Genomic DNA, 25,474 nt, shown 5'->3' on the forward strand with positions numbered 1-25,474 from the left:
TCGGCGTCAGCCGGCGACGCCACGCAGTTCTTCGCCCAGAGCTGCGGCCTCGTCGGCGGTCAGCTCCACGACCAGACGCCCGCCGCCCTCGATCGGGATGCGCACGACGATTCCTCGCCCTTCCTTGGCTGCTTCAAGGGGACCGTCTCCGGTCCGTGGCTTCATCGCCGCCATGTCACAAGCTCCCTCCGAGAACACGCCGTCCGTCGGCGTCAGAGTTCGATCTTATGCGGCCGGACCGCGGTCGTCCCCCGTCGCGTCGGCTTCGGCCCGCGAGAAGTCGTTCGCCTCGCGGCCCTGCAGGTCGAGGACGACACCGCGCAGCTCGTCGATCTCCCGCGCGAGCTTCTCCAGCGCCCAGTCCACCTCGGCCTGCTTGTAGCCGCGGAACACCAACGCGAAGCGCAGGTCCCGGACGTCGGCACCGGTGATCCCGGCCCGGGGGAGGCGCGTGAGGGTGGTGTCGGGGTCGAGGGCGGGGAGGTCCTCGCCCCGACCGAACACGAACCAGACGACGGCGAACACGACCGCCACCACCAGCACCATGACGAGCAGGTAGAGCAAGAGGGTCTGCACGTCACCGAAGGTAGCGGGTGGTCACTCCTGCGGCACCACACCCCGCAGCGCGTCCGCCCCGAAGAGCGGTTCGAACATCGACGAGTAGTCGGGTCCACGTCGGACGTTCTGGCCTCCGTCGACGTTGATCACCTGACCGCTGATCCACGACGACGCGTCCCCCAAGAGGAAGGCGGCCAGGAGAGCGACGTCCTCGGGTTCGCCGACTCGCGGCAAGGGGGTGGACTGCGCGTAGTCGCCGGACAGGTCGGGCGAGTCGAGCACCATCGCGACCAGCTCGGTGCGGATCAGGCCGGGCCGGATCCCGTTGACGCGCACGTTGCTCGCACCCAGTTCGTCGGCGGCCAGGCGGACGAGGTGGTCGACGGCGGACTTGGAGACGCCATACGCCCCGAACCATCGGTGGGTGTTGGACGCCGCGATCGACGAGATCGCGACCATGGACCCGCCACCGCCGCGGACGAGTTCGCGCGCGGCGTGCTTGAAGGTGTACATCGTCCCGTTGACGTTGAGGTCGACGGTGTTGCGCCACGCCGCGCTGTCGATCTGGGTGACCGGCCCGATGGTCTCGCTGCCACCTGCGCAGGCGACCACGCCCTCGAGACCACCCGCGCGCTCGACGACCTCGGCGACGGCGGCCGCGACCTGCTCCTCGTCGGTGATGTCGGCAGAGACGGCGTGCACCGTGCCGGGACCGCCCGCTGCAGAGATCTCCGAAGCAGCGGTGTCGAGCCGCTCGCGGTTGCGACCCAGGATCGTCACGGTCGCACCGCCGGCCACCAGCGTCTCCGCGATGCAGCGACCGATCCCGCTGCCACCGCCGGTGACCAGGATCGACTTGCCCGAGACCGAACCGACCGTCATGCGCGCTCCCATCGAAGGTGTGGATCACGCCCCGAAACTGGAACGTGTTCTACCGATGAGACCACACGGGTCGTCAGGAAGCGCGCACTCCTCGGGTGACCGGGGGGCGCAGGGTGGTCATGGGCGGACGATCGGCCAGGTGCACCTCGGTGGTCAACGGGGTGAAGGTGCCGTCGTCCTGTGCGGTGAACTGGGTGAGACCGACGCCGGAGTCCTCGATACCGCAGCGTCGCATGAAGGTCCCCACGATCTGCCGGCTCATCACGCCGAGCTCGATCAGGGGGCGGTTCCGATGCGTGCGTACGCCCAGGTTGACCTGGGCGATCCCGGCCATCCCGTAGCGGTCGTAGGTGTCGATGAGCAGGCCGATCTCCACCCCGTAGCCGGGCGCGAACGGTACCGACGCCAGCAGCTCACGGGTGCCGGCGTACTCGCCGCCCAGCGGCTGCAGCACCGAGGTCAGATCGGGCTTCAGCGAGGCGAGGAGCGGGCGGGCGACCAGCTCGGTGACGCGACCGCCGCCGTTGGGGTCCTGGGCACCGCCGGTGCGCAGCGGCCGCCGGTAGTACCCCTTCACCAGATGCACCGACTCGTCGAGCAGAAGCGGTCCGAGCAGCTTGGGCACGAACATCGGGTCGGGGTCGAGGAGGTCGGAGTCGACGAAGGCGATGAGGTCACCGGTGGTCGCGGCGATCGACCGCCACAGGACCTCGCCCTTGCCCGCCACCGGGGCCAGCTCGGGGACCGCCGCCTCGCGGCTGACCACCCGAGCGCCGGCCGCGGTCGCCCGCTCGGCGGTGGCGTCCGTGGAGCCGGAGTCGAGGACGATCAGTTCGTCGACGAGGGTGCCGACCAGCGGGAGGATCGACGCGACGACGTCGCCGACCGTCTCCTCCTCGTCGAGGGCCGGGAGCACCACCGAGACGGTGCGGCCGCGCTTGGCCGCGACGAGCTCGTCGATGTCGAAGTCGGGTCGTTCGAAGGTGTGGGTCTCCGACCAGGCGAGCGCCTGGGGGTCGACGTCGGCCGGAGCCGGCCACATACGTGTCCTCTGTGCGGTCATGCGAGTCCCCTGACTGTTCGTTGCGGTGGACGTGTACCCGCTATCGCGGCGACCATGTCGACCACTCTCCGGGTGGCGGCGACCTCGTGGGCTCGGAAGACCCGCGCTCCCGCCGAGGCGGCGAGTGCGGTGGCTGCGAGGGTTCCCTCCAGCCTGTCCTCCAGGCCCACGCCCAGAGTCTCCCCTACGAAATCCTTGTTGCTCAGTGCCATCAGCACTGGTCGGCCGGTGTTAACGAGAATGTTCACGTGGCGTAACAGCGCCAGCCCGTGGTGCGTGTTCTTCCCGAAATCGTGCGTCGGGTCGATCAGGATACCGTCGGCCGCCACCCCCGCGGCCTCCGCCCGATCGGCCGCCGCGGTCACCTCGGCGAGCACGTCGGCCACGACGTCGGTGTAGCGGACACGGTGCGGGCGGGTCCGGGGCACCGCACCCCCGGTGTGGGAGCAGACGATCCCCGCGCCGCAGCGTGCGGCGGTGTGCACCAGATCGGGGTCGGCGCCGGCCCAGGTGTCGTTGACGAGGTCGGCGCCGGCGGCGCAGGCCTGCTCGGCCACCTCCGATCGCCACGTGTCGACGCTGATGACCAGGTGTGGGTGCGTGGTGCGGACCCATTCGACGAACGGCACGACCCGGCGGATCTCCTCGTCGGCGTCGACCACGGCGCCCGGGCCGGCCTTCACCCCGCCGATGTCGACGATGTCCGCGCCCTCGTCGACGGCCCGGGTGACGCGGTCCATCGCGCCGGTGTCGGAGAACGCGGTGCCGCCGTCGTAGAACGAGTCGGGTGTCCGGTTGACGATCGCCATCACCAGAGCTCGTCCGGCGTCGACGGGACGACCGCACAGGGTGGGTGACCACCCGGTGGGTGTGGCGGGGCCGATCGACTCCGTCGACACGCCGTCGGTTACGAGTTGCGGGGCGCCTTGGCGGCGGCGACGTCGTCGGCGTACCCGTCGTAGTACTCGACGTAGCCGTCTGATTTGCCGGCGAGGACGTACAGCGGGTCGTCGCCGGTGTCGGAGTAGCCCTGCTCGCGCAGCTCCACCTTCATGGTCTTGAAGGTCGAGGTCTGCTCGAGTGACTCCACCACCCGGATGAACAACGGCAGCGCATACGACGGCAGCGCGTCGAAGAGGTGCTCGGCCAGCTGCTGACCGTCGAGCTTGTCGCCGTTCTTCAACGTCACCGCGGCCATGCCGGCCTTGCCGTCGGTGTCGGGGATCTCGACGCCGAACACGACCGACTGGCCGATCTGGGAGTCGCCGTCCAGGCCACCCTCGACCTCGGTCGTCGCGACGTTCTCGCCCTTCCAGCGGAAGGTGTCGCCGAGGCGGTCGACGAACGCGACGTGCGAGAAGCCCTGGTCGCGCATGAGATCACCGGTGTTGAACCACTTGTCGCCGTCCTTGAAGGCGTCGGTGATCATCTTCTTCTCGGTCGCCTTCGGGTCGGTGTACCCGTCGAAGGGGATGCGGTCGTTGATCTCCGAGATCAGCAGTCCGGCCTCGCCCTTCTCGACCTCCTTGACCCGACCCTTGTCGTCACGGATCGGGTCACCCGTCTCGCCGTCGTACTCGACGATCTTGTAGGTCAGCGGGCAGAAGCCTGCGGTGCGGTTGAGGTTGAAGATGTTGATGAAGGCCAGGTTCGACTCGCTCGCCGCGTAGAACTCGACGATCCGCTCGATGCCGAAGCGCTCCTTGAACTCGTCCCAGATCTCGGCGCGCATGCCGTTGCCGACGGCGACCCGGACCGAGTGCTTGCGGTCGGTGTCCTTCTCCGGCTGCGCGAGCAGGTAGCGGCACAACTCGCCGATGTAGCAGAAGGCGGTGGCGCGGTTCTGGATCACGTCGTCCCAGAACTTCGACGCCGAGAAGCTGCGACCGATCGCCAGGCACGCACCCGCCCCGAGCACCGACGACAGCGACACCGTCAGCGCGTTGTTGTGGTACAGCGGCAGGCAGGCGTACATCGTGTCGTCGTGGCGCAGGCGCACACCCATGCCGCCGATGCCCGACATCCCCGTGAGCCACCGGAAGTGCGACATCACGCTGGCCTTGGGCATGCCCGTGGTGCCCGAGGTGAAGATGTAGAACGCCTTCGTCGACGCGGGGAGCGTCGCGGTGATCTCCGGTTCGGACTCCGTCTTGCCCTCGGCCTGCTTCTCGATGTCGTCGAAGGTGAGGACCTCACGCGGCACCGCCGACTCCGACGCGGAGTCGAGGGCCTCGCGGGCGTCGGGGTCGAGGATGAGGATGTCGGCCTCGAGGACACCGAGACTGTGGTCGAGGACGTTCCCGCGCTGGTTGTAGTTCAGCATCCCGGCGATCGCGCCGAGCTTGACCACGGCGATCATCGCGAGCACCGCCTCGGGACGGTTCTTCGACAGCACGCCGACGACGTCGCCCTCGGAGACACCCTTCTCCGCCAGCAGCGCCGACCACCGGTTGATGCGGCGGTTGCACTCGCCGTAGGTGTACGAGCGCCCCTCGAACCGCAGGAAGGGCCGGTCGGGGTGATCGGAGGCGCGCTTGGCGAAGAGGCTGCCGATCGTGACGGTGCTGGTCGGCTTGCGGAGCACGAACCCAGGGGCGTTCCGGAGCATCACCGTGGCATCGGTCGCGAGCCCCAGCACCCCCTTGGCCATGTCCATCATTCCGACATGCGAACGGGCTTCGGTCGACACTCGGCTGCTCCCCACTGACTACACCGACGATGGCACGTGCTGTGACAGAGGTTACCGGCTGGTAGACAACGCGATGGCGCGGGTCACAGAATCCGTCACACACAAGCGGTCGAGCGCGGTCGCGGAGACGAAACCCTCGCCGCGCAGGCCGTCGAGCCAGCTGAGCAGCGGCCGGTAGAAGTCGAACGCGTCGAGCAGCACGACGGGCTTGTCGTGCATGCCGAGATACCCACCCGTCCAGGTCTCGAACAGCTCCTCGAGTGTCCCGACGCCGCCGGGCAGCGTGATGAAGCCGTCGGCGCGGTCGTCCATGAGCTGCTTGCGCTGTCGCATCGTCTCGGTGACGACGAGTTCGTCGGCGTCGACGTCGGCGACCTCACGGTCGACGAGTGCACGCGGGATGACCCCGACCGTGCGGCCACCGCCCTCGCGGGTGGCGCGGGCGACCGCCCCCATCATCGAGATGTTGCCGCCGCCGGAGACGAGGGTGTGCCCGCCCGCGGCGATCGCGGAACCGAGCTCGGCGGCGAGGTCGATGTAGGGCTGCGGGACCGGCCCGGAGGCGCAGTACACACAGATCGCGCTCATGCGGACCGACCTGTCCCCGCCGACCCGGCTGCGTCCGCCGCGGCGCGGGCCCGCTCGGTGTCGACCCGCGCCTGTTCGGCCCGGTCGGCGATCGCGCGGGTCACCGTCTCGACGGCCTCGTCGACGCTGTCGGTGGTCGTCAGCAGGGCCACGTCGGACTCGGAGACCGTGCCCGCCTCGAGCAGCGTCGTGCGGATCCAGTCAATGAGCCCGCCCCAGTACTTGGTGCCCAGCAGCACGATCGGGAACCGGGTGACCTTGCGCGTCTGCACCAGCGTCAACGCCTCGAAGAGTTCGTCGAGGGTGCCGAACCCACCGGGGAGGCAGACGAAGGCCTGCGCGTACTTCACGAACATGGTCTTGCGGGCGAAGAAGTAGCGGAAGTTGACTCCGAGATCGACCCAGTCGTTCATCGACTGCTCGAACGGCAGCTCGATCCCCAGACCGATCGACACGCCGCCGGCCTCGGCGGCACCGCGGTTGGCGGCCTCCATCGCGCCGGGGCCGCCGCCGGTGATGACGGCCAGCCCCGCGCGGGCGAGGGCGGCGCCGAGGTCGACACCCATCGCGTACTCGGGTGCTTCCGGCCGGGTGCGCGCCGATCCGAACACGGTCACCGCCGAGGAGACGCCCGACAACGCGTCGAACCCGGCCACGAACTCCGACTGGATGCGCAGCACGCGCCACGGGTCGCGTTCGACGCGATCGGCACGCAGTCGACCGTCGAGGTCACTGCGTGCGTCGAGGTCGGTGGTGTCGAGCAATCGGTGGTCCGACGTCGACACCGGCTGCGACCGGTCGCGGCGCCGACAACTGGCGCCGGCGTAGCTCAGCGGGGCCGGCGCGGGCCGTTCGTGCGCGGGGCGTTCGGGATCGGTGGACACGGGCCGAACGGTAGTCGAACCGCCGATCCCCGCCGGTCAGCCCGTCGGGGTGGTCAGGTAGCGCCGGAGGGTCTCGGTGACCGTGCGGATCTCGGCGGCCGACACCCGCTCGTCGCGACGGTGCGCGAGGCTGGGGTCGCCGGGTCCGAGGTTGACCGCCGGCACGCCCCGCGCGGCGAACCGCGACACGTCCGTCCAGCCGAACTTCGCGCGGAACCGACCCTCCGCGGCGTCGACCAGACCCCGCGCCGCCGGGTGCGACAGCCCCGGCAGGGCCCCGGGCGCGAGATCGGTGACGGTCATCGTGACCTCACCCGCGTCGATCGGGCCGGCGAAGGTCTCCCGGACATGCTCGAGTGCCGCATCGGCGTCACGATCGGGGGCGAAGCGGAAGTTGACGTCGATCGAGGCGGCGTCGGGGACCACGTTGCCGGCCACTCCCCCGCCGATCGCGACCGCGGACAGCCCCTCCCGGTACTCGCAGCCGTCGATGTCGACCCGACGCGGTGCATAGTCGGCGAGGATCCCCAGGACGCCGGCGAGGTGGTGGATGGCGTTGTCGCCCATCCACGATCGCGCCGAGTGCGCGCGAACCCCCGTCGCGGACAAGCGGACACGCAGCGTCCCCTGACATCCCGCCTCGATGAGACCACCCGTCGGCTCGCCGAGGATGGCGACGTCGGCCTCCAGCCACTCGGGCATCTCGCGCTCGATGACGCCGAGACCGTTGCGTGCGGCGTCGATCTCCTCGCAGTCGTAGAAGATCAGGGTGAGGTCGTGTGCGGGGTCGGCGACGGACGCCGCGAGATGCAGGAAGACCGCGTCCCCGGATTTCATGTCCACGGTCCCGCAGCCGTGCAGCACGGTGTCGTCGCCGTCGGGGGTTCGGCGGTGCGGGACGTTCTCGGCGATCGGGACGGTGTCGAGGTGTCCGGCCAGGATGACGCGACTCGCCCGCCCACGGTCGGTGCGGGCCAGCACCCGGTTGCCGTCACGGACGATCTCGAAACCCGTTGTCTGACCGCGTAACGCGGCCTCGACGGCGTCGGCGATGGCGGACTCGTCCTGCGACACGCTCGGGATGTCGACGAGGGCGGCCGTCAGCTCGACGGGGTCGGCGTGCAGGTCCAGGTCCGCGGTGCTCACGGTCACCGAGGCTAATCGGGCGACGAGGCGGGCGTGGAATACCGTCGGCGCACGCGTGAGTTGCCTCAGCCATGACGACTATCGCGATCGTGGGTGCAGGCAGAGGTCTCGGTGCGGCGGTGGCCCGCCGGTTCGGTGCGGAGGGCTTCTCGGTCGGGCTGATCTCCCGGAACCAGGGACGGCTCGACGCACTGGCCGACGACCTCGGCAAGGAGGGCGTGCACGCCCGAGGCTTCACCGCCGACGTCCGCGACCCCGCGTCGATCGCCGCCGCGCTCGAGCTCGTCACCGAGACACTCGGGCCGATCGAGGTGCTGCAGTACAGCCCGCTGCCGCAGAAGGACTTCATGCGGCCGGTCCTGGAGACGACGCCCGCCGACATGATCGGGCCGGTCGAGTTCTCGATCTACGGGCCCGTCGCCGCCGTCCACCAGGTGGTACCCGGCATGCGGTTCCTGGGCGAGAACAAGGGCACCATCCTGTTCGTCAACGGCGGGTCGGCGGTGAAGCCGGGCCGTGCGGTGACGGGGACGTCGGTCGCGTTCGCCGGTCAGGCCGCCTACGCGCAGCTGCTCAACGAGGTGCTGGGCGAGGAGGGCATCCAGGTGTCGCAGCTGATCATCGGCGGGGCCATCTCCGAGGACCACCCCGAGAAGAACCCCACCGCACTGGCCGAGAAACTGTGGGACCTGCACACGAGCCGTGACCGCTTCCGCATCCAGGTCGACTCCGACTGACGCGACGTCCGAAACGTTCACGACAGCGCCCGCCGGGGCGCCCTACGGTCCACCCATGACCCGAACTCACGTGGCCGGACTGTCCGTCGTCGTCTCCGACATGCCCCGCGCGCTGGCGTTCTATCGCGCCTGCGGCCTCGACATCGACCCCGCCCAGGACGGCGAACCGCACGCCGAGACGGTCCTCGACGGCGGGTTCCGGCTGATGTTCGACACCGTCGACGTCATCCGATCGTTCGATGCATCGTGGACGCCGCCCGCCGGTGGACACCGGATGGCGCTGGCGATCGACTGCGGCGACCCCGCCGAGGTGGACCGGCGGCACGCTGAGCTCGTCGGCGCGGGTGCGACCGATCATCTCGCACCGTTCGACGCGTTCTGGGGCCAGCGGTACGCGGTGGTCCTCGACCCTGACGGCAATCCCGTCGACCTGTTCGCGGCGGTGAGCTGAGATCAGGCGCGGGGCCGCGCGATCTCGCGCGGCGTCGAACCCGTGATCGCGCGGAACTCGCGGACCATGTGCGGGTAGTCGGCGAACCCGTGGAGGTGGGCGGAATCCGACAACACCGTGTCCTGTCGGAGGGCCGGCAGCGCGTCGCGGACCCGCAGGATCCGTTGCAGCATCTTGGGTCCGTACCCGAAGTGGTGCAGACACCGCCGGTGCAGCTGGCGAGTGGTGAGACCGAGGTCCGCGGCGACCGCGTCGACCGTCGCCCCGTGACGCAGCTCCGCGATCGTCGCGCCCGTCCACGACACGGGGCCGCCCGCAGCCCGCAGTTCGCGCGCGGCGAGCGTCTCGAGAGCAAGGACGGGGTCCGGTGCCGCGGCGGCGTCGTCGATCCACCGCCGGACCCGCGGGTCGACCAGGGCGGCGAGGTCGACCCGGTCGTCCCGGAACTCCGACGCGGGCAACCCCAACACGATCGGTGCGACGCCGGGGGCGAACCGGATCGCGCCGAGCGTGGTGGGTCGATCCGTCCGGTGGACGTGGGGCCGTGTGTCAGGACCGGCCACCCGGATCGTCGTGCCGTCGTGGATCAGGTCCATGCAGCCGTCGGGCAGGACGGTGGACTCGCCGGGTTCACAGCGTCGCCGCCACAGGACCGCGGGCAGCAGTGTGGACCGGCGCTCGCGGTACCCGACGGCCTCGTCCACCCGTTGAGTATCGCCGGTATCGTCTCTCCCCGTGACTGAAGCAACGTCTGCGTCCGGGGTCGGCATCGCCACCATCACCGACGACGGCAAGGTCCTCGACACCTGGTTCCCCGCACCCGAACTCGGCACCGGGGGCGAGTCGGGCACGCAGCGGCTGTCCGGGGACGACGTCCCCGCCGACCTCGCCGCGCTCGTCGCCGTCGACGAGGCGCGCGCCGTCTCACTGGTCGCGGTGCGGACCACCATCGCCGACCTGTCGCAGCCGCCCGTCGACGCGCACGACGTCTACCTGCGTCTGCACCTGTTGTCGCACAGGCTGATCCCGCCGCATGGCGCGAACCTCGACGGGCAGTTCGGGCTGCTGAGCAACGTCGTGTGGACCAACTTCGGGCCGTGCGCGGTCGAGGGTTTCGAGATGACGCGGGCGCGATTGAAGGCTCGCGGGCCGGTCGCCGTCCACTCCGTCGACAAGTTCCCCCGCATGGTCGACTACGTCGTGCCGTCGGGCGTGCGCATCGGTGACGCCGACCGTGTCCGTCTCGGCGCACACCTCGCGAGCGGCACCACCGTCATGCACGAGGGCTTCGTCAACTTCAACGCCGGCACGCTCGGCAACTCGATGGTCGAGGGCCGCATCTCGGCCGGGGTCGTCGTCGACGACGGATCCGACGTCGGCGGTGGCGCCTCGATCATGGGGACGCTGTCCGGCGGCGGCACCACCGTCATCTCACTGGGCAAGCGGTGCCTGCTCGGCGCGAACTCGGGCTGCGGCATCTCCCTCGGTGACGACTGCGTCGTCGAGGCCGGTCTCTACGTCACCGCGGGCACGAAGGTCACCGGACCCGACGGCACCACCGTGAAGGCGCGCGACCTGTCCGGTCGGAGCAACCTGCTGTTCCGTCGCAACAGCGTCAGCGGTGCGGTCGAGGTGGTGCCCTGGAAGGGCGACGGCATCGCCCTCAACGAGGCGCTGCACGCCAACGACTGATTCCTACCCGGCGGCCACCCGTGCCGTCGCCGAGTCATCGACCTCAGCCCTCCGCGGTGTCGCACGCACCGACGGTGACAGGAGGAGCGCGACCAGCGCGCCGGCCGCCATCACGGTGACGTAGCCGGAGAACACCATGTCGTTCAGGTGCTCGTGGGTCCAGGCGCGGATGTAGGGCGCGGTCCCGCCCAGCACTGCGGCGACCGACGAGTAGGTGATGCCGACGCCGGTCGCACGGGCGGCGGGCGACAGCATCAGGGACATGAACACCGGCTCGAGGGCCTGGATGGTGTTGATGGGGATGATCATCGCGATCATCGCGAGATAGAGGTTCACCGCCGAGCCGGACAGCGCCATGTTGACGGGGATGCTGCCCACCGTCACCGCCGCGGCACCGACGATCATCACCTTCCGGAAGTCGGTGCGATCACCGAGCCACCCCCAGATCGGGAAGAACGCCGCCGAGGTGGAGTACGCGGCGACCGCCGCCCACAGAGCGGTCTTCGGCGTGATGTGCCCGAACGAGATCGCGAACGTCGACGCCGAGTTGCCCCACGCATAGATCGCGACCGTGGAGCCCGCGACGATGAAGGTGATGCGGACGAGCGCGGCGCGATCGGCGACGAACGTGCGCAGCAGCGTCGCCGCGTCGACGCGTCGTGGTCCGGATGTCCCGTCGTCGTCGCGGCCCATCGACAGTCGGATCCCGATCGCGACCAGTCCGAGCGCTCCCCCGACCGCGAACGGTATCCGCCAGCCCCACTCGCGCAGATCGTCGGCGGACATCAGCGAGGTGAGGGTGGCGCCCAGGATCATCCCGGCGATGACACCGACGTTGCCCGAGACGTAGATCATGCTGGACCACAACCCGACACGGTGTCGTGGTGCGTTCTCGGCGACGTAGACCTGCAGGGATGGCAGCTCGCCGCCCTGCCCGAACCCCTGCAGGATGCGGAGCAGCAGGAGCAGCACCGCGGGGAGGATGCCGAACGCGGCATGACTCGGCAGGAACGCCACCCCGAGACAGCCGACGGCGACGCAGATGATCGTCAGGATCAGCGAGGTCATGCGGCTGTACCGGTCGGCGATCACGCCGAAGACGAGCCCGCCGAGAGGGCGCGCGACGAAGCCGGCGGCGAAGACCCCCAGGCCCTGCAGCACCGCCGCCGTCGGATCACCGCCGAAGATGTACCCGCTGAAGAAGGGCAGCATCGTCGAGTACACGCCCCAGTCGAACCACTCGAGCGTGTTGCCCGCACCCAGCGCGAGCACCTTCCGGACCGAGTGTCTCGGTGCCGGGGCGGCGTCGAGGTCCGCCGCGATCGTTTCCTGCACGACGTATCAGGTTATGGACGCGAACCACTTGTCGCCTGCGTTTTCGCCGAATTACTGTCGGACCAACAGTTGGCGTTACGAGACGCGCCGAGCGTGCACTCGATCCCGTCGACCGTGCGGCAGATCCGGCCGACCGTGCAGTGGAGGCATGTGCGGTGACACCGACTGCACGCTGGGCGGCATCGAGCGCACGGTGGGCGGTGATCTTCTGCACGCTCGACGGGTGGTTTGGGCCCACTCGGCGGGGTGGAACCGCAGGTCAGGCGGTGGTGGCGGAGACGGACTCGGTGAGGCGGGCGACGGCGGCAGCGATGCGCTCGTCGGTGGCCGTGAGTGCGATGCGGACGTGCTGCGCACCCGCCGGTCCGTAAAACTCGCCGGGTGCGGCGAGGATGCCCAGGTCGGCCAGCCAGGCGACGCTCTCGCGGCACGGCTCGCCCCGCGTGGCCCACAGGTACAGGCCCGCCTCGGAGTGGTCGATGCGAAAACCCGCGTGGCGCACGGCCGTCGAGAGCGCGATGCGACGGGCGCGGTAGCGCTCGCGCTGGTCGGCGACATGGTCGTCGTCGCCGAGAGCCGCGGTCATCGCGGTCTGCACCGGGAACGGGACGATGAGTCCCGCGTGCTTGCGCACGGCGAGGAGCTCGGCGATCAGCTCGTGGTCGCCGGCGAGGAAGCCGGCCCGGTAGCCGGCAAGGTTCGAGATCTTCGACAGTGAGTGCACGGCGATCAACCCGCTCACGTCGTCGTCGCACACGCGGGGGTCGAGGACGGACACGGCCTCGGCGTCCCAGGCCAGCCCGAGGTAGCACTCGTCGGAGATGACGATGGTCCCGCGTTCGCGCGCCCAGGCGACCACCTTGCGCAGGTGGTCGACGCCGAGGACCTTCCCGGTCGGGTTCGACGGCGAGTTCAGGAAGATCGCGCCGGGCTGCGACGGGCCGAGGGCCACCGTCGAATCCGCCCGTACCGGGGTCGCCCCGGCGAGCAGGACACCGACCTCGTACGTCGGGTAGGCCACCTCGGGGATGACGATCTCGTCGCCCGGGCCGAAGCCGAGGAGCGAGACGATCGACGCGATCGCCTCCTTGGTCCCGATCACGGGCAGGATCGCCGAGCCGTCGAGCGACGTCGCGCCGTATCGCCTTGTCAGCGCGTCGGCGGCGGCATCGCGAAGGTCCGCAGTGCCCGCTGTCGCGGGATATCCCGGGAAACCGGCGCCCGCGTCGAGGCCCCGACGCACGACGTCGGCGATGGGATCGACCGGTGTGCCGACGGAGAGGTCGACGATGCCGTGTGGATGCGCGGCGGCGCGGGTCTTCGCCTCGGTCAACGAGTCCCACGGGAAGTCGGGCAGGACCGCGCCGTGCTCACGACGCGATCGGGTGCTCGTCATGGGCAGTGCTTCACTCTTCGGTGTTCATGGGCGGCAGGCCCTTGATGAACGCAGGGTCGTTCGCCGTCACGCCGACCTTGCTGGCGCCGCCGGGAGACCCGAGGTCGTCGAAGAAGTCGACGTTGGCCTTCACGTAGGGCTCCCACTCGTCCGGCACGTCGTCCTCGTAGAAGATGGCCTCCACCGGGCAGACCGGCTCGCAGGCACCGCAGTCGACGCACTCGTCGGGCTGGATGTAGAGCATCCGCTCGCCCTCGTAGATGCAATCCACCGGGCACTCCTCGACGCAGGCCCGATCCAGCAGGTCCACACAGGGCTCGGCGATGATGTACGTCAACACACTCTCCTTCGCAGTACGCGCGTTCTCCCAAGTATCCGTGTCGGCGACACGCAGGGACAAGCGGGGTCGGACCGACGAGTTTCGGATCACAGCGGCTGCAAACCTCGCCGAACCGGTGCCGAACAACGACCCTGGGATCCGTGAGTGTTCCCCGACAGCTGCGGCGATGTCTCGACTGATCGAGTCGACCGTCCTGCCCCGCCTCGCCCCGGAGATCGCATGCTCACCCAGACCCGCCCGTCGGCGCTCGCCCCCTCCCGCCTCCCGTCCCCCCAGCGTGTCCTGCCCACCCGTCTGTGCCCCGCGGACCTGCTGCGTCTGACCGACCTGAACGCTGCCGACGTGCTCGACGGCCGGCACGACGCCGCGCTCCCGGCGCACTGGAGCACCACCGAGCGCTGGTCGACGCGGCTGCACTCCGACGACGAGGTCGACGTGTGGCTGATCAGCTGGACGCCCGGGGTGTCGACCGAACTGCACGATCACGCCGGTTCCCTCGGCGCCCTGACCGTCGTGTCAGGCAGCCTCGCCGAATACCGCTGGACCGGTCGCGACCTGCGCGCGCGGACGCTCGACGCGGGCGACCAGGCGTCGTTCCCCCTCGGGTGGGTCCACGACGTGATGCGGAACCCGACGACCCCGGTGACCGTCGAACCGACCCTGAGTGTCCACGCGTACTCGCCACCGCTGACCGCGATGTCGTTCTACGAGGTGACCGCGGAGCAGTCGCTGCGGCGGGTGCGCACCGAACTCACCGACGAGCCCGAGTGACGATCGGCGACACTCAGCTGTCATGAGCACACCCCGCACCATCGACGACCTCCTCACCGACGCCCGATCGCGACTGAGGCGGATCCCCGCCGACGCGGTCGCCGATGAGATCGCGGACGGTGCCGTGCTCGTCGACATCCGACCGGCCGCGCAACGCGCCGAGGAAGGCGACGTCCCCGGGGCGCTGGTGATCGAACGCAACGTCCTCGAGTGGCGCGCGGACCCGACCAGCGACGCCCGCATCCCCGAGGCCGTCGACCACGACGTCCGGTGGATCGTCGTCTGCCAGCAGGGCTACACGTCGTCCCTGGCCGCCGCTGCCCTGCAGGACCTCGGACTGCACCGCGCCACCGACGTCATCGGGGGCCAGGAGGCGCTGCGCGAGATCGGTTACGCGCCAACAGATTGAGGGTCCGGATATTGCGTCCGCCGGCATCACGTGTCACCCTTGAGCGCATGACCACAGGAAAGGCGGATCCCGCCACCGTCGCGTGAGCGCCGCAGCCGTCCAGCGACCGCCTGGACGAGATCGAGTTCCGTTTCTGCCGCGCTTCTCTCCCGAGTCGGATCCGGGCGTGTTCCGTGATATTTGGCTCGCCCGCGCCACATCCACCGACCCGGCCGATCGTGCTGTCGCGGAGTCGACTGTCGCGCAACTATATCGATTGTCCGGATGCCCTCTGCCGGAGTTCGCCTGGGTGTCGTCGCCGGTCGAGGCAGCGCGCCTGATGGCCGCGAACGGCCTCACCGACGGCACGCTCGCGATCGACCGGCACACCATCGACAGCACGCAGGCACGCATCGCGCACCTGCTGTCCACGTCACGCGCTCGGATGAACGCTCGGATCACCCGAGAAAATCGTCGGACGCTCGGCTGGTGGCAGATAAGTCCCGGTGACGGACCTCCGTCGCCGTTCACGTCGCCGCATTACGGCATCAGTCCGAGATCGATTGTGCAAGAACATCTCCTGAAGCCGCTGCGGACCAGTGTGCACGACGGAGTAGCCGCCGCCATCCGTGGTCTGCTTCCGCCGTCCGTCGGTGCGGTGACCTGGTATGGGCAGCAGGAGGCCCCTCGGGTCGCCCACCACGACTTCTGGCGGCAGTCGGGCCTGATCCGTTTCGCCCCCAGGGACGACGAGGTTCTCGACCTGCTCGTCGCACTCGCCGGCGCCACCGGGTGGTGGTGGGCCTCCGCCGACGTCTGCGTGATGGCGGAGAGGCCGACGGTGGTGCACATGGAACCCATCCCGAATCAGGTCCACGATCAGCGGAGACTGCACCGCGAGGACGGTCCCGCAGTAGAGTTCGCCGACGGCGCAGCCGTTTTCGCGCTGCACGGGACCGTCGTCCCGTCCTGGGTGATGGACGACCCTGATGTCGAACGCATCGCGTGTGAGCGCAATGTCGAGGTCCGCCGATGTGCGATCGAACGGATCGGGTGGGACACCTACATCGACGCCGCCGGTCTGACGCTGATCGATCGCGTCGACGATCCGGGTAACGCGGGTGAACCGCTCTCGCTGTACGCCACGCCAGACGGATGGGACCGACCCGAGCGAATACTGCTGGTGGTCAACGGATCTGTTGAACGCGACGGACGTCGCCGCTGCTATGGGTTGCCCGTGCCGTCGTGGACCTCATCAGCTCTGCAGGCTGCGGGCTGGACCTACGGCATCGCAGCGTCCGATTACGCCCAGCTGCTCCGCAGAACATGAGTTCCCGCCCCACTCCGCTCCCACCCCATCCCGTCCCCACGACACAAGGTGCCCCCACATGGATGTCATGACCCTGTCCACACTCTCCGACCTGTCCGGACTCGCCGTCCTCGACCACCTCGATCGATCGGTTTCCATCCCGGTGATCGACGGGCTGCAGGCGCAGGGCGATCTCATCGTCGTCCCTCATCGACTCCTCGCCGGCGCGGTCACCACAGGTCCGTGGACGCGTTCTCAGCCCGTGTCGATGGACGGTGTCGAGCTGTTGCGGAGCGCGGCGGGCGGGAACCCGCACAGTCTCCTCTCGGAGGAGGGGACCTGCATGTGGTCGACACCGGTAAGTGACACGCGTGGACTCGCCCTGGGCATCCTCGACACCGACGTCGTCGCGTACCTGATCCACCCCGAGCATGGGGCGACCGGCATCGCACCCGGCTGCTACGTCATCGGTCGCCAGCGTGAGCGCGGCCCGGCGACCGGCCTCGGCCCGCAGTTGGTGGCCGACTGAGGTGTCGCACCACACCCGCTCGGCGGGATCTTGTGCACACTCGGTGGGATCTACCGCACGCTCGGCGGGATCTACTGCACGTTCGACGGTGGTTTTGTGCCCGCTCGGCGAGGGGTTTCGGCCCATTCGGCGGGTGGCGCCCGGGGGCGTCGTCAGACGTGGACGGGTGCGCGGAGGCTCGCGGTGGCGGCGTCGGCCGCGCGGGACAGCGCGGCCCGCTCCCCCACGTAGTCGGCGACCGCACCGACGACGGGCAGCTTGCTCAGCAACCGCCACGGCTGCTTGGGCTGCGGACGGTGCGACAGCACGTCGGTGATCGACCGCAGCAGCCCGACCACCGTCCACACCGAGCGGACCAGGTCGAGCGGTGAGGAGATGCGCACGCCGTGACGGGCCGGCAACCGATCGTCGGCACCGTCGGCGAGGAGGCGTCGGGAGTCGACGACGCGGTCACACAGCAGCGCGGCGAGCTGATCGGTCTGGTCGTGTCGGTCGCGCACGCCGTGCACACGCTGCACCGCGCAGATGATGATCGCCTGGTGGGCGAAGCCGAAGAGGTCCTGGATGGGCAGCCGGTCGGCGAGGATGCCGAACACGCCCGGGTAGGCGACCACCACGGTCCCCAGGGCTCCGACGCGGTCGACCCACCACGCGGTCCGCTGGTCGACGGTCCACTTCTCCCACCGAGCGGTGCCCGGCGCCCCGGTCTGGTCGGTGGCCCACACGATCGCGTGCGCGACGGTCGCCAGCAGCGAGTCGTCGTCGCCCGAGGCCGACGTGACCGCGTCGCGGGTCGCACGCTTGAGACCGAGCACGTCGAGGTTCTCGAGCACGTCGAGCATCGGGTTCACGATCCCGGTGGCGGCGTACAGGACCCGGGCGACGTCACGGTCGGAGATCGTCTGCTGCGGTGAGGCAGGGGCCACAAGGGTTTCCTTCGCTCAGGCCGCCGACTCTCGGCGGGCGTGGACGGTGGTGCGTTCGCGGGCGGGGCGACCGATCTCGGCTGCGATCGCCCGCAGCTCGGCGACGGTCTTCTCCGACCCGTGCTGCGATCCCGCCATCCGGGAGATGGTCTCCTCCATCAGCGTGCCGCCCAGATCGTTCGCGCCCCCGCGCAACATGACCTGGGTTCCGGCCGTCCCCAGTTTCACCCAGCTCGTCTGGATGTGCGGGATCCGGCCGTGCAACATCACACGCGCCAGGGCGTGCACGGCACGGTTGTCGCGGTGCGTCGGGCCCGGTCGGGAGGCGCCGGCGAGGTACAGCGGCGAGCTCTGGTGCACGAACGGCAGGGGCACGAACTCCGTGAACCCCCCGGTGCGGTCCTGGATGCCGCGCAGGACGTTGATGTGTCCGACCCAGTGGTGCGGGGAGTCGACGTGGCCGTACATCATCGTCGAGCTCGAGCGCAGCCCCACCTCGTGGGCAGTGGTGACCACGTCGATCCACGTGGCGGTCGGCAGCTTGCCCTTGGTCAGCACCCAGCGGACCTCGTCGTCGAGGATCTCCGCGGCGGTTCCGGGGATCGTGTCGAGGCCGGCCTCGCGCAGCGCGGTGAGCCACTCACGGACGCCGACACCACCCCGTGACGCGCCGTTGACGATCTCCATCGGCGAGAAGGCGTGGACGTGCATCGACGGCACGCGCTCCTTCACCGCGCGGACGAGGTCGGCGTAGCCCGTCACCGGCAGTTCGGGGTCGATGCCGCCCTGCATGCAGACCTCGGTCGCGCCGGCCACGTGGGCCTCCCACGCGCGGTCGGCCACCTCCGCCGCGGACAGCGTGAACGCGTCCGCATCCCCCTTGCGCTGCGCGAACGCGCAGAACCGACAGCCGGTGTAGCAGATGTTGGTGAAGTTGATGTTCCGGTTGACGACGTAGGTGACGTCGTCGCCGACGACGTCGCGACGCAGTGCGTCGGCGAGGGACGCGAGCGCGTCGAGTCCGGGTCCGTCGGCGGTCGCCAACGCCAGGTAGTCGGCGTCGCTGCACCCCGCCGGGTCGCGTTCGGCGTGCCGCAGTGCGGTGGCGACGTCGGAGTCGAGACGTTCGGGCGCTGCGCTGTCCGCGAGGGCGAGCACCTGTTCGCGCACGGTGTCCCAGTCACCGAAGGCGCTGTTCAGATCGCTGCGGGTGTCGGTGGCGCGACCGTCGGTGTCGATCTCGGTGTTGAGGTCGACGCGACCCGACGACTGCCAGTCCTCGTCGGGCTCCTGCCACGGGCGGCCCTGCGGCAGCACATCGGCGGCGAGGCCGGTTGTCGGGTCGGCCAGGGCGCGCACGTGCGCCGTGATCCGGGGATCGATCCACGGCTGCCCGGCGAGGACGTACCGGGGCTGTGCGGTGATGCGCTCGGTGAGGGTGAACCCGGTGTCGGCGGTGATCTGCGCGAGCGCGTCCAGGTCGGGCCACGGCCGTTCGGGGTTCACGTGGTCGGGCGTGACGGGCGAGACGCCGCCCCAGTCGTCCACACCGGCGGCGACGAGCGCTGCGCACTCGTCGGCCGAGACGAGATTCGGCGGTGCCTGGATCCGCATCGACGGGCCCATCAGGACGCGGGCGACCGCCACCGTCGCGACGAACTCCTCGATCCCGGCGTCGGGGACGGTGCGCATCGCGGTGTCGTCCTTGGCCCGGAAGTTCTGGACGATCACCTCCTGCACGTGCCCGAACGCCTTGTGCGCGGAGCGGATCGCGAGGATCGACTCGGCGCGCTCGCGCAGCGTCTCGCCGATGCCGACGAGGATGCCGGTGGTGAACGGCACCGACAGCCGGCCCGCGTCGACGAGGACCCGCTGACGGATCTCGGGGTCCTTGTCGGGGCTGCCGAAGTGAGCTTCACCGCGGTCGGTGAACAGCCGCCGCGACGACGTCTCGAGCATCATCCCCATCGACGGCGCGACGGGCTTGAGCCGTGAGATCTCCTCCCAGCTCATCACCCCGGGGTTGAGGTGCGGCAGCAGTCCGGTCTCCTCCAGCACCCGGATCGACGCGGCGCGGACGTAGTCGAGCGTGGAGTCGTACCCGCGTTCGTCGAGCCACTGCGCGGCCTCGGGCCACCGGTCCTCGGGCCGGTCGCCGAGGGTGAACAACGCCTCCTTGCAGCCCAGTTCGGCTCCGCGGCGGGCGATGTCGAGGATCTCGTCCATCTCGAGGTAGGCGCCGTGTCCTTCTCGGGCGAGCTTGCCCGGGACGGTCACGAAGGTGCAGTAGTGGCAGCGGTCGCGGCAGAGCCGGGTGACGGGGATGAACACCTTGCGCGAGTAGGTGATCTGGCCGGCGCGGTTCTCCGCGGCCAGTCCGGCGTCGCGTACGCGCGCCGCGGACGCGCACAGGTCGGTCAGGTCGTCGCCGCGGGCTGCCAGCAGCACGGTCGCCTCGTCGAGGTTCACGGTGGCACCGTCGCGCGCGCGTCGCAGCGCGCGACGCATGGCGGCCGGGGTCGGTGCGGGGGGCTCGGCGGGGGCGCCGGGCGGGAAGGAGGGGATGGGAAGTCCGACCGTCGGGTCGGCGGGTGTGTCGCCGGGGGTGCTCGTCACCCCCCGATCATGCGCCATCGCCGGGGCGGCGGCGCGCGGGTCCCCGCCAGACCCACGACGTGACCACCGGCGCACCGACGCCGAGCACCACGAGCAGCAGGGTCCGCCAGTCCGCGTAGAGCGTCACGTCGCCGCCCGGACCGCCGAGCAGACCGGCGAGCACCGGGACCAGCCAGCCGAGCAACGGGCCGTAACGGACGGCGCTCGCGGTGAGGCTGGTGGCGATGCGGACGAACCACGCCACCAGCAGCGCCCCGACGATCGCGGTGACCGGCACGGGTACCGACCCGGCGTAGATGTCGAGGTAGGTCACCGACAGGACGCCGACGATCAGCCCGTCGACGGTGAGCGCGAGGAGGACGAGGCGGTCAGCGAGACGCATCGCCGGTCCCGTCCTCCACGACCCCTGCGAACAGGTCGGTCTCCCGACCGCCCGGCGCCGGGTGGGCCTGCCCGCGCACGAGGATGAAGTGCTCGGCGTCCGGGATCGGCTGCACGATGTCGTTCGACAACGCGTACTCCCGCCGGCTGGGCGCGACGGTGATCTGCGTCGCGTGGGCGGCCATGGCGTCGACCTTGCGGTCGTACACCCCGCGGATGTCGATCTCGGTGGTGATCTCGTCGTCGGGGTAGCTCGGCAGTTCGCCCTCGGCGGGCATGCGCCAGCCGTCGGGGACCCGCATCGCCGCGATCGCGAGCCCGTCGACGACGGCGCTGCGCTCGGACACCGACCAGTAGTGCTTGGCCACCGACCACCCGCGGTCGGCGGCGGCCGCCACGGCGTCGGTGGTCACCCGGTGGACGCCGACGTGGTCGGGGTGGCCGTAGGTGCCGGCGGGGTCGTACCCGATGACGACCTGGGGGCGACGCTCCAGGACGAGGTCGGTGAGGAGATCGACCGCCTCGTCACCCGCCCGGGTGAAGGCCCGGGGGTTGCGGGCCGCCGGGGACCCGGCCATGCCGGAGTCGCGCCAGTGCCCCGCGCCGCCGAGGAAGTACGGCTCGAGGCGATGTCCCGGCGGACTGAGGATCTCGAGCGCGCGGGTCAGTTCGAGGATGCGGTACCCGCCGAGCTGATCGGCGCCGCCGCCGGCGACGAGCTGCGCCCACCGCTGCCCGATCACCTCCCCCTCCTCACCGAGGGTGCAGGTCACGACGGTCACCTCGGCGCCCTCGTCGAGGTGGTGGGCGATGACACCAGCCGTCTGGATCGACTCGTCGTCGGGGTGCGCGTGCACGATGAGCAGCCGCCGGTCCGCGGTGCCCCAGGTCCGTTCGGTCACCGCTGCGCGACCCCCCACGACCCGACGGCACCGAAGATGCCCGTACCGACCGGCCCCTCGAGCGGCACCTCCCGGACGCCGGGCCCGATCGCGGTGAGCATGGAGTCCTCGAAGATCGGCAGTCGGACGTCCTGGGCCGAGATGATCGCCTGCGCGGCACGCAGATCCGCGCTCGGGTCGACCGCCGTCAGCGCACGGTCGGCGATGTCGGCGAGTGTCGGGTCGCAGATGCCGCCGAGGTTGCTGGGGAAGCGCCGGGACTCACCGTCGGGCGTGGACCCGGTGCTCGGCGTACTCGTCGTGGTCGGTGTCGTGCTCGGCGTCGACGGCCCCGGTGTCGAGGTGCCCGGGCTCGGGGTGGGTTCGCAGGCGACCGCCGCGGCGAGACGCGTGGCCGGGGCGACGGTGGCGTCGGACCAACCGACGACGAGATCGACGTCGGGGTCGGTGAGCGCGGGGCCGTAGAGGTCCGACGACGACAGCGCGGACACGTCGGTCGCGATGCCTGCCGAGCGCAGCTGATCGGCGACGGTGTCGGCGGCGGCGCGGGTGCGGACGTCGCCGGCGACCACGCCGATGCGGACCGTCAGGGTCTTCCCGTCCCGCTGCAGGGGGACGATGCCGGCCGGCAGCGACGCACCCGCCGCGCTGCCGGCGGCGGCCGCGCTGGTGGGGGTGGTGGTCGTCGGTGCACCGTCGGCCGGTCCGCCCGATGCGTCGGCAGCGGTACTGCCCGACGGGCTCGTCGAGGTGGTCGAGACCGCCGACGGGGTCGGACGCCATCCGGCGCCGGCGAGCAATCCGGCCACGGCCGACGGGTCCGGACGCGTGCGGTCCACCGGGTAGTAGCCGGGATCCGACGGCGCGAAGACAGGATTGGCGACGGGTGTCACCACCGAGTCGCCCGCGGCGGCGTCGGTGACGACCTGCGGGTCGACGATCCCGAGCACCGCGCGACGCACCGCCGCGTCGGCCATGACCGACGAGCGCGTGTTGGCTGTGAGCTCCAGGACACGTCCGACGGCGGTCCGTCCGACGACGACGCCGGGGATCACGTCGAGGGCGCCCGCGGTGGCGGACCCGCCCGCGAGGGCGACGACCCCGGTGTCACCCGACCGGACCGACTCGGCGAGCTGGGTGGCGGTCCCGACGCGGTGCAGCACGATCTGGTCGACGACGGCGGGGGTGCGCCAGTAGCGGTCGTTGCGCTGCATCCGGACCTCGTCGCGGCTGGGGTCGATCACCGTGACGGTGTAGCGACCGGCGGACACCGGCAGTCCCGAGTCCATGCCCGTCTGGAAGCCGTCCGGCACGCCGCGCAGCACGTGCGACGGCAGCATCGCCGAGAAGAGCTCACGCCATGCCGGGTAGGGCGAACGGAAACGGACGACCGCCTCCTTGCCGCCCGCGCGCGACGCCACGTCGTCGATGAGTCGGTAGCCGGCGGGTGCGACGGTGCCGGGCTGTCGCGACATCTGCTGCCACAGGTAGGCGAAGTCGTCGGCGGTGACGGGCAGACCGTCGGACCACTGCGCGTCCTGCGAGATGCGGTAGGTGACCGTGAACGGCGCCTGGGACGTCACGGCCGCGCTGATCAGCACCGCGGGGTCCATCACCCGCTGCACGCCCGTGGGCGTCGCCGTGGGCACGAACGCACTCGGCAGGGTGGCCGCGGCGACCGCGGTGGTCACCGGGCTCTGGTCGGCGAGCAGGTGGGGGTTGAGTCCCACGCCGATGCTGTCGGTGGCGACCTGGATGGTCTGCCCCGGCGTCGTGGTGGTCGGGGTGGCGGGCGCCGCCGACTCCCGCACCGGCGGCGGCGGATCCGCCGTACATCCCGCGACCACGGCCACGACGACGCCGAGCGCCGCCACGGCCAGACCCCCGCGCATCGTCCCGCTCACGCTCGCCTTCGTCATCGGCTGCGCGCGATCAGCTCACGCTCTGGTTCCGGGCCTTGGCGCGCGAGCGCTCGCGTCCACGTGCCGTCGAGTCCAGTTCCACCTTGCGTACGCGCACGACCTCGGGCGTCACCTCGACGCACTCGTCGTCGGTGCAGAACTCCATCGCGGCCTCGAGTTCGAGCTTGATGGGCTTGGCGAGCGTCTCCATCACGTCGGCGGAGGACTGACGCATGTTGGTCAGCTTCTTCTCCTTGGTGACGTTGATGTCGAGGTCCTCCTGGCGCGGGTTGATGCCCACCACCATGCCCTCGTAGGTGTCGGCACCCGGCTCGACGAAGAACGTCCCGCGGTCGGCGAGCTGGATCATCGCGAACGGGGTGACCGAGCCGGCGCGGTCGGAGACGAGCGACCCGGTGTGGCGGGCGCGGATCTCGCCGGCCCACGGGGCGTAGCTGTCGAAGACGGCGTTGGCGATGCCGGTGCCGCGCGTCTCGGTGAGGAAATCGGTCCGGAATCCGATGAGCCCGCGCGACGGCACGGTGAACTCCATGCGGACCCACCCGCTGCCGTGGTTGGTCATGTCGCCCATGCGGCCCTTGCGGGCGGCCAGCAGCTGCGTGACGGCGCCCAGGTACTCCTCGGGGACGTCGACGGTCAGGTGCTCGAACGGCTCGTGGAGCTTGCCGTCGATCTGCCGTGTGACCACCTGCGGCTTGCCGACGGTGAGCTCGAAGCCCTCCCGTCGCATCTGCTCGACGAGGATCGCCAGGGCGAGCTCACCACGACCCTGGACCTCCCAGGCGTCGGGACGGCCGATGTCGAGCACGCGCAGCGAGACGTTGCCGACCAGTTCCTGGTCGAGGCGGTCCTTGACCATGCGGGCGGTGAGCTTGTGGCCCTTGACCCGGCCGACCAGCGGCGAGGTGTTCGTGCCGATCGTGACCGAGATGGCGGGCTCGTCGACCGTGATGCGCGGCAGCGCGACGGGGTGGTCGACGTCGGCGAGGGTGTCGCCGATCATGATCCCGGGCATGCCCGCGACGGCGACGATGTCGCCGGCCACGGCCGACTCGCCCGGCGTCCGCGCAACGCCGACGGTGACGAGCAGCTCGGTGATCTTGGCGCGCTCGGTGACGGGCTCACCGTCGACCTCCCGCAGCCAGGCGACGGTCTGGCCCTTCTTGATGCTGCCCGCGAAGATCCGGATCAGAGCGAGGCGACCGAGGAACGGCGACGCGTCGAGGTTGGTGACGTGCGCCTGCAGCGGCGCGTCCGGGTCACCCTTGGGCGGCGGCACGTAGGACATGAGGATGTCGAAGAGCGGGTCGAGGTTCTCGCCCGCGGGCACCTGACCGTTCTCGGGCGCGACGGTGCTGGCGATGCCCGCGCGACCCGAGGCGTAGAGCACCGGCAGGTCGAGTGCGAGTTCCGCGGCCTCGGCGGCCTCGGAGTCGTCGAGGTCGGAGGCGAGGTCCAGGATCAGGTCGTGGCTCTCGGAGACCACCTCCTCGATCCGCGCGTCGGGACGGTCGGTCTTGTTGACCAGCAGGATCACCGGCAGCGACGCGGCGAGCGCCTTGCGCAGCACGAAACGGGTCTGCGGGAGCGGACCCTCGGACGCGTCGACGAGGAGGACGACGCCGTCGACCATCGACAGGCCGCGCTCGACCTCACCACCGAAGTCCGCGTGGCCGGGGGTGTCGATCACGTTGATGATGACCTCGGTGCCGTCGGGCTGGCGACGGTGCACCGCGGTGTTCTTCGCGAGGATCGTGATGCCCTTCTCGCGCTCGAGATCACCGGAGTCCATGACGCGGTCGACCATCTCCTCGCGTTCGGCGAACACGCCGGACTGGCGGAGCATCGCGTCGACGAGCGTGGTCTTGCCGTGGTCGACGTGCGCGACGATCGCGACGTTGCGGAAGTTCTGGACAGCGTTCACTACGAGGATTCTCCGAAGGTCTGTGACATCGAGATCTGCGAGATC

26 protein-coding genes are annotated in these 25,474 nt (G+C 70.4%); 7 read left to right on the top strand and 19 right to left on the bottom strand.

Annotated elements, in window-relative coordinates; all coding sequences use genetic code 11:
- Nucleotides 1-6: 6 nt before the first annotated feature.
- The 9 genes from Q1A98_RS06260 to dapE form a co-directional block, all read right to left on the bottom strand.
- Nucleotides 7-174: a DUF3117 domain-containing protein gene (locus Q1A98_RS06260; RefSeq protein ID WP_005171222.1), complete on the bottom strand. Its 168-nt coding sequence runs from the start codon at nucleotides 172-174 to the stop codon at nucleotides 7-9.
- A 51-nt stretch (nucleotides 175-225) separates the two neighbouring features.
- Nucleotides 226-576 (bottom strand): DivIVA domain-containing protein, encoded by a 351-nt coding sequence (locus Q1A98_RS06265; protein WP_366943368.1) that lies wholly within the window; start codon nucleotides 574-576, stop codon nucleotides 226-228.
- A gap of 21 nt (nucleotides 577-597) precedes the next feature.
- Nucleotides 598-1,440 carry an SDR family oxidoreductase gene (locus Q1A98_RS06270; protein ID WP_299571008.1) on the bottom strand — a complete coding sequence of 281 codons (843 nt, stop codon included), beginning with the start codon at nucleotides 1,438-1,440 and terminating at the stop codon, nucleotides 598-600.
- A gap of 73 nt (nucleotides 1,441-1,513) precedes the next feature.
- The gene (locus tag Q1A98_RS06275; protein ID WP_299571831.1) at nucleotides 1,514-2,482 is read right to left on the bottom strand and encodes a glucosyl-3-phosphoglycerate synthase; all 969 of its coding nucleotides are present in this window, start codon (nucleotides 2,480-2,482) and stop codon (nucleotides 1,514-1,516) included.
- Between the two features lie 17 nt (nucleotides 2,483-2,499).
- On the bottom strand, nucleotides 2,500-3,312 hold the full coding sequence (gene folP / locus Q1A98_RS06280; RefSeq protein WP_299571833.1) for a dihydropteroate synthase: 813 nt from the start codon (nucleotides 3,310-3,312) through the stop codon (nucleotides 2,500-2,502).
- A gap of 98 nt (nucleotides 3,313-3,410) precedes the next feature.
- On the bottom strand, nucleotides 3,411-5,192 hold the full coding sequence (locus tag Q1A98_RS06285) for a long-chain-acyl-CoA synthetase (protein ID WP_299571010.1): 1,782 nt from the start codon (nucleotides 5,190-5,192) through the stop codon (nucleotides 3,411-3,413).
- A 51-nt stretch (nucleotides 5,193-5,243) separates the two neighbouring features.
- Complete coding sequence (locus Q1A98_RS06290) at nucleotides 5,244-5,780, bottom strand: TIGR00730 family Rossman fold protein (protein ID WP_299571012.1); 537 nt, start codon at nucleotides 5,778-5,780, stop codon at nucleotides 5,244-5,246.
- Nucleotides 5,777-6,613 carry a TIGR00730 family Rossman fold protein gene (locus Q1A98_RS06295; RefSeq protein ID WP_299571836.1) on the bottom strand — a complete coding sequence of 279 codons (837 nt, stop codon included), beginning with the start codon at nucleotides 6,611-6,613 and terminating at the stop codon, nucleotides 5,777-5,779. The genes Q1A98_RS06290 and Q1A98_RS06295 overlap by 4 nt, the downstream gene beginning before the upstream one ends.
- Nucleotides 6,614-6,700: 87 nt before the next feature.
- Nucleotides 6,701-7,810: a succinyl-diaminopimelate desuccinylase gene (dapE, locus tag Q1A98_RS06300; RefSeq protein WP_299571014.1), complete on the bottom strand. Its 1,110-nt coding sequence runs from the start codon at nucleotides 7,808-7,810 to the stop codon at nucleotides 6,701-6,703.
- A gap of 89 nt (nucleotides 7,811-7,899) precedes the next feature.
- Between dapE and Q1A98_RS06305 the strand changes: the two genes are divergently transcribed.
- Both Q1A98_RS06305 and Q1A98_RS06310 read left to right on the top strand, forming a co-directional pair.
- The gene (locus Q1A98_RS06305; RefSeq protein WP_299571016.1) at nucleotides 7,900-8,547 is read left to right on the top strand and encodes an SDR family NAD(P)-dependent oxidoreductase; all 648 of its coding nucleotides are present in this window, start codon (nucleotides 7,900-7,902) and stop codon (nucleotides 8,545-8,547) included.
- Nucleotides 8,548-8,602: 55 nt separating this feature from the next.
- A complete protein-coding gene (locus Q1A98_RS06310; RefSeq protein ID WP_299571018.1) occupies nucleotides 8,603-8,998 on the top strand; it encodes a VOC family protein in 396 nt (131 codons plus the stop codon).
- A gap of 2 nt (nucleotides 8,999-9,000) precedes the next feature.
- On the opposite strand, the gene Q1A98_RS06315 is transcribed toward Q1A98_RS06310, so the two are convergent.
- Nucleotides 9,001-9,702, bottom strand: coding sequence for an AraC family transcriptional regulator (locus Q1A98_RS06315; RefSeq protein ID WP_299571020.1), 702 nt, complete (start codon nucleotides 9,700-9,702; stop codon nucleotides 9,001-9,003).
- Between the two features lie 31 nt (nucleotides 9,703-9,733).
- On the opposite strand from Q1A98_RS06315, the gene dapD reads away from it, so the two are divergent.
- The gene (gene dapD, locus Q1A98_RS06320) at nucleotides 9,734-10,690 is read left to right on the top strand and encodes a 2,3,4,5-tetrahydropyridine-2,6-dicarboxylate N-succinyltransferase (RefSeq protein WP_299571023.1); all 957 of its coding nucleotides are present in this window, start codon (nucleotides 9,734-9,736) and stop codon (nucleotides 10,688-10,690) included.
- A gap of 3 nt (nucleotides 10,691-10,693) precedes the next feature.
- On the opposite strand, the gene Q1A98_RS06325 is transcribed toward dapD, so the two are convergent.
- From Q1A98_RS06325 to fdxA, 3 genes are all read right to left on the bottom strand, one after another.
- On the bottom strand, nucleotides 10,694-12,025 hold the full coding sequence (locus tag Q1A98_RS06325; RefSeq protein WP_299571026.1) for an MFS transporter: 1,332 nt from the start codon (nucleotides 12,023-12,025) through the stop codon (nucleotides 10,694-10,696).
- A gap of 259 nt (nucleotides 12,026-12,284) precedes the next feature.
- Nucleotides 12,285-13,421, bottom strand: coding sequence for a succinyldiaminopimelate transaminase (gene dapC / locus Q1A98_RS06330; protein WP_299571028.1), 1,137 nt, complete (start codon nucleotides 13,419-13,421; stop codon nucleotides 12,285-12,287).
- Nucleotides 13,422-13,431: 10 nt separating this feature from the next.
- On the bottom strand, nucleotides 13,432-13,758 hold the full coding sequence (gene fdxA, locus Q1A98_RS06335) for a ferredoxin (protein ID WP_253647709.1): 327 nt from the start codon (nucleotides 13,756-13,758) through the stop codon (nucleotides 13,432-13,434).
- 222 nt (nucleotides 13,759-13,980) lie between these two features.
- Here fdxA and Q1A98_RS06340 point away from each other — a divergent pair, with 222 nt between their 5' ends.
- The 4 genes from Q1A98_RS06340 to Q1A98_RS06355 all read left to right on the top strand — a co-directional run bounded on the left by Q1A98_RS06340 (nucleotide 13,981) and on the right by Q1A98_RS06355 (nucleotide 16,758).
- Nucleotides 13,981-14,532, top strand: coding sequence for a cysteine dioxygenase family protein (locus Q1A98_RS06340; protein ID WP_299571030.1), 552 nt, complete (start codon nucleotides 13,981-13,983; stop codon nucleotides 14,530-14,532).
- A 22-nt stretch (nucleotides 14,533-14,554) separates the two neighbouring features.
- Nucleotides 14,555-14,941, top strand: a complete 387-nt coding sequence (locus Q1A98_RS06345; RefSeq protein WP_299571031.1) for a rhodanese-like domain-containing protein — start codon at nucleotides 14,555-14,557, stop codon at nucleotides 14,939-14,941.
- 166 nt (nucleotides 14,942-15,107) lie between these two features.
- Nucleotides 15,108-16,250: a DUF6745 domain-containing protein gene (locus tag Q1A98_RS06350; protein ID WP_299571033.1), complete on the top strand. Its 1,143-nt coding sequence runs from the start codon at nucleotides 15,108-15,110 to the stop codon at nucleotides 16,248-16,250.
- A 58-nt stretch (nucleotides 16,251-16,308) separates the two neighbouring features.
- Entirely contained in the window at nucleotides 16,309-16,758 is a 450-nt protein-coding gene (locus tag Q1A98_RS06355; RefSeq protein WP_299571034.1) for a hypothetical protein, read from the top strand.
- A gap of 152 nt (nucleotides 16,759-16,910) precedes the next feature.
- On the opposite strand, the gene Q1A98_RS06360 is transcribed toward Q1A98_RS06355, so the two are convergent.
- From Q1A98_RS06360 to typA, 6 genes are read right to left on the bottom strand one after another with little or no spacing between them, the layout of a single operon-like run.
- Complete coding sequence (locus Q1A98_RS06360; protein ID WP_299571035.1) at nucleotides 16,911-17,684, bottom strand: hypothetical protein; 774 nt, start codon at nucleotides 17,682-17,684, stop codon at nucleotides 16,911-16,913.
- A 15-nt stretch (nucleotides 17,685-17,699) separates the two neighbouring features.
- Complete coding sequence (locus tag Q1A98_RS06365; protein WP_299571036.1) at nucleotides 17,700-20,318, bottom strand: bifunctional FO biosynthesis protein CofGH; 2,619 nt, start codon at nucleotides 20,316-20,318, stop codon at nucleotides 17,700-17,702.
- A complete protein-coding gene (locus Q1A98_RS06370) occupies nucleotides 20,308-20,682 on the bottom strand; it encodes a facilitated glucose transporter (protein ID WP_299571037.1) in 375 nt (124 codons plus the stop codon). Before Q1A98_RS06370 ends, Q1A98_RS06365 begins: the two co-directional genes overlap by 11 nt.
- Nucleotides 20,669-21,583, bottom strand: a complete 915-nt coding sequence (mshB, locus tag Q1A98_RS06375) for an N-acetyl-1-D-myo-inositol-2-amino-2-deoxy-alpha-D-glucopyranoside deacetylase (RefSeq protein WP_299571040.1) — start codon at nucleotides 21,581-21,583, stop codon at nucleotides 20,669-20,671. The genes Q1A98_RS06370 and mshB overlap by 14 nt, the downstream gene beginning before the upstream one ends.
- On the bottom strand, nucleotides 21,580-23,502 hold the full coding sequence (locus tag Q1A98_RS06380; RefSeq protein ID WP_299571043.1) for an ABC transporter family substrate-binding protein: 1,923 nt from the start codon (nucleotides 23,500-23,502) through the stop codon (nucleotides 21,580-21,582). Before Q1A98_RS06380 ends, mshB begins: the two co-directional genes overlap by 4 nt.
- Before the next feature lie 13 nt (nucleotides 23,503-23,515).
- The gene (typA, locus tag Q1A98_RS06385) at nucleotides 23,516-25,429 is read right to left on the bottom strand and encodes a translational GTPase TypA (protein WP_299571045.1); all 1,914 of its coding nucleotides are present in this window, start codon (nucleotides 25,427-25,429) and stop codon (nucleotides 23,516-23,518) included.
- Nucleotides 25,430-25,474 lie beyond the last annotated feature (45 nt).

It is taken from the genome of uncultured Williamsia sp. (assembly GCF_947494875.1).
Lineage (GTDB): Bacteria > Actinomycetota > Actinomycetes > Mycobacteriales > Mycobacteriaceae > Williamsia_A.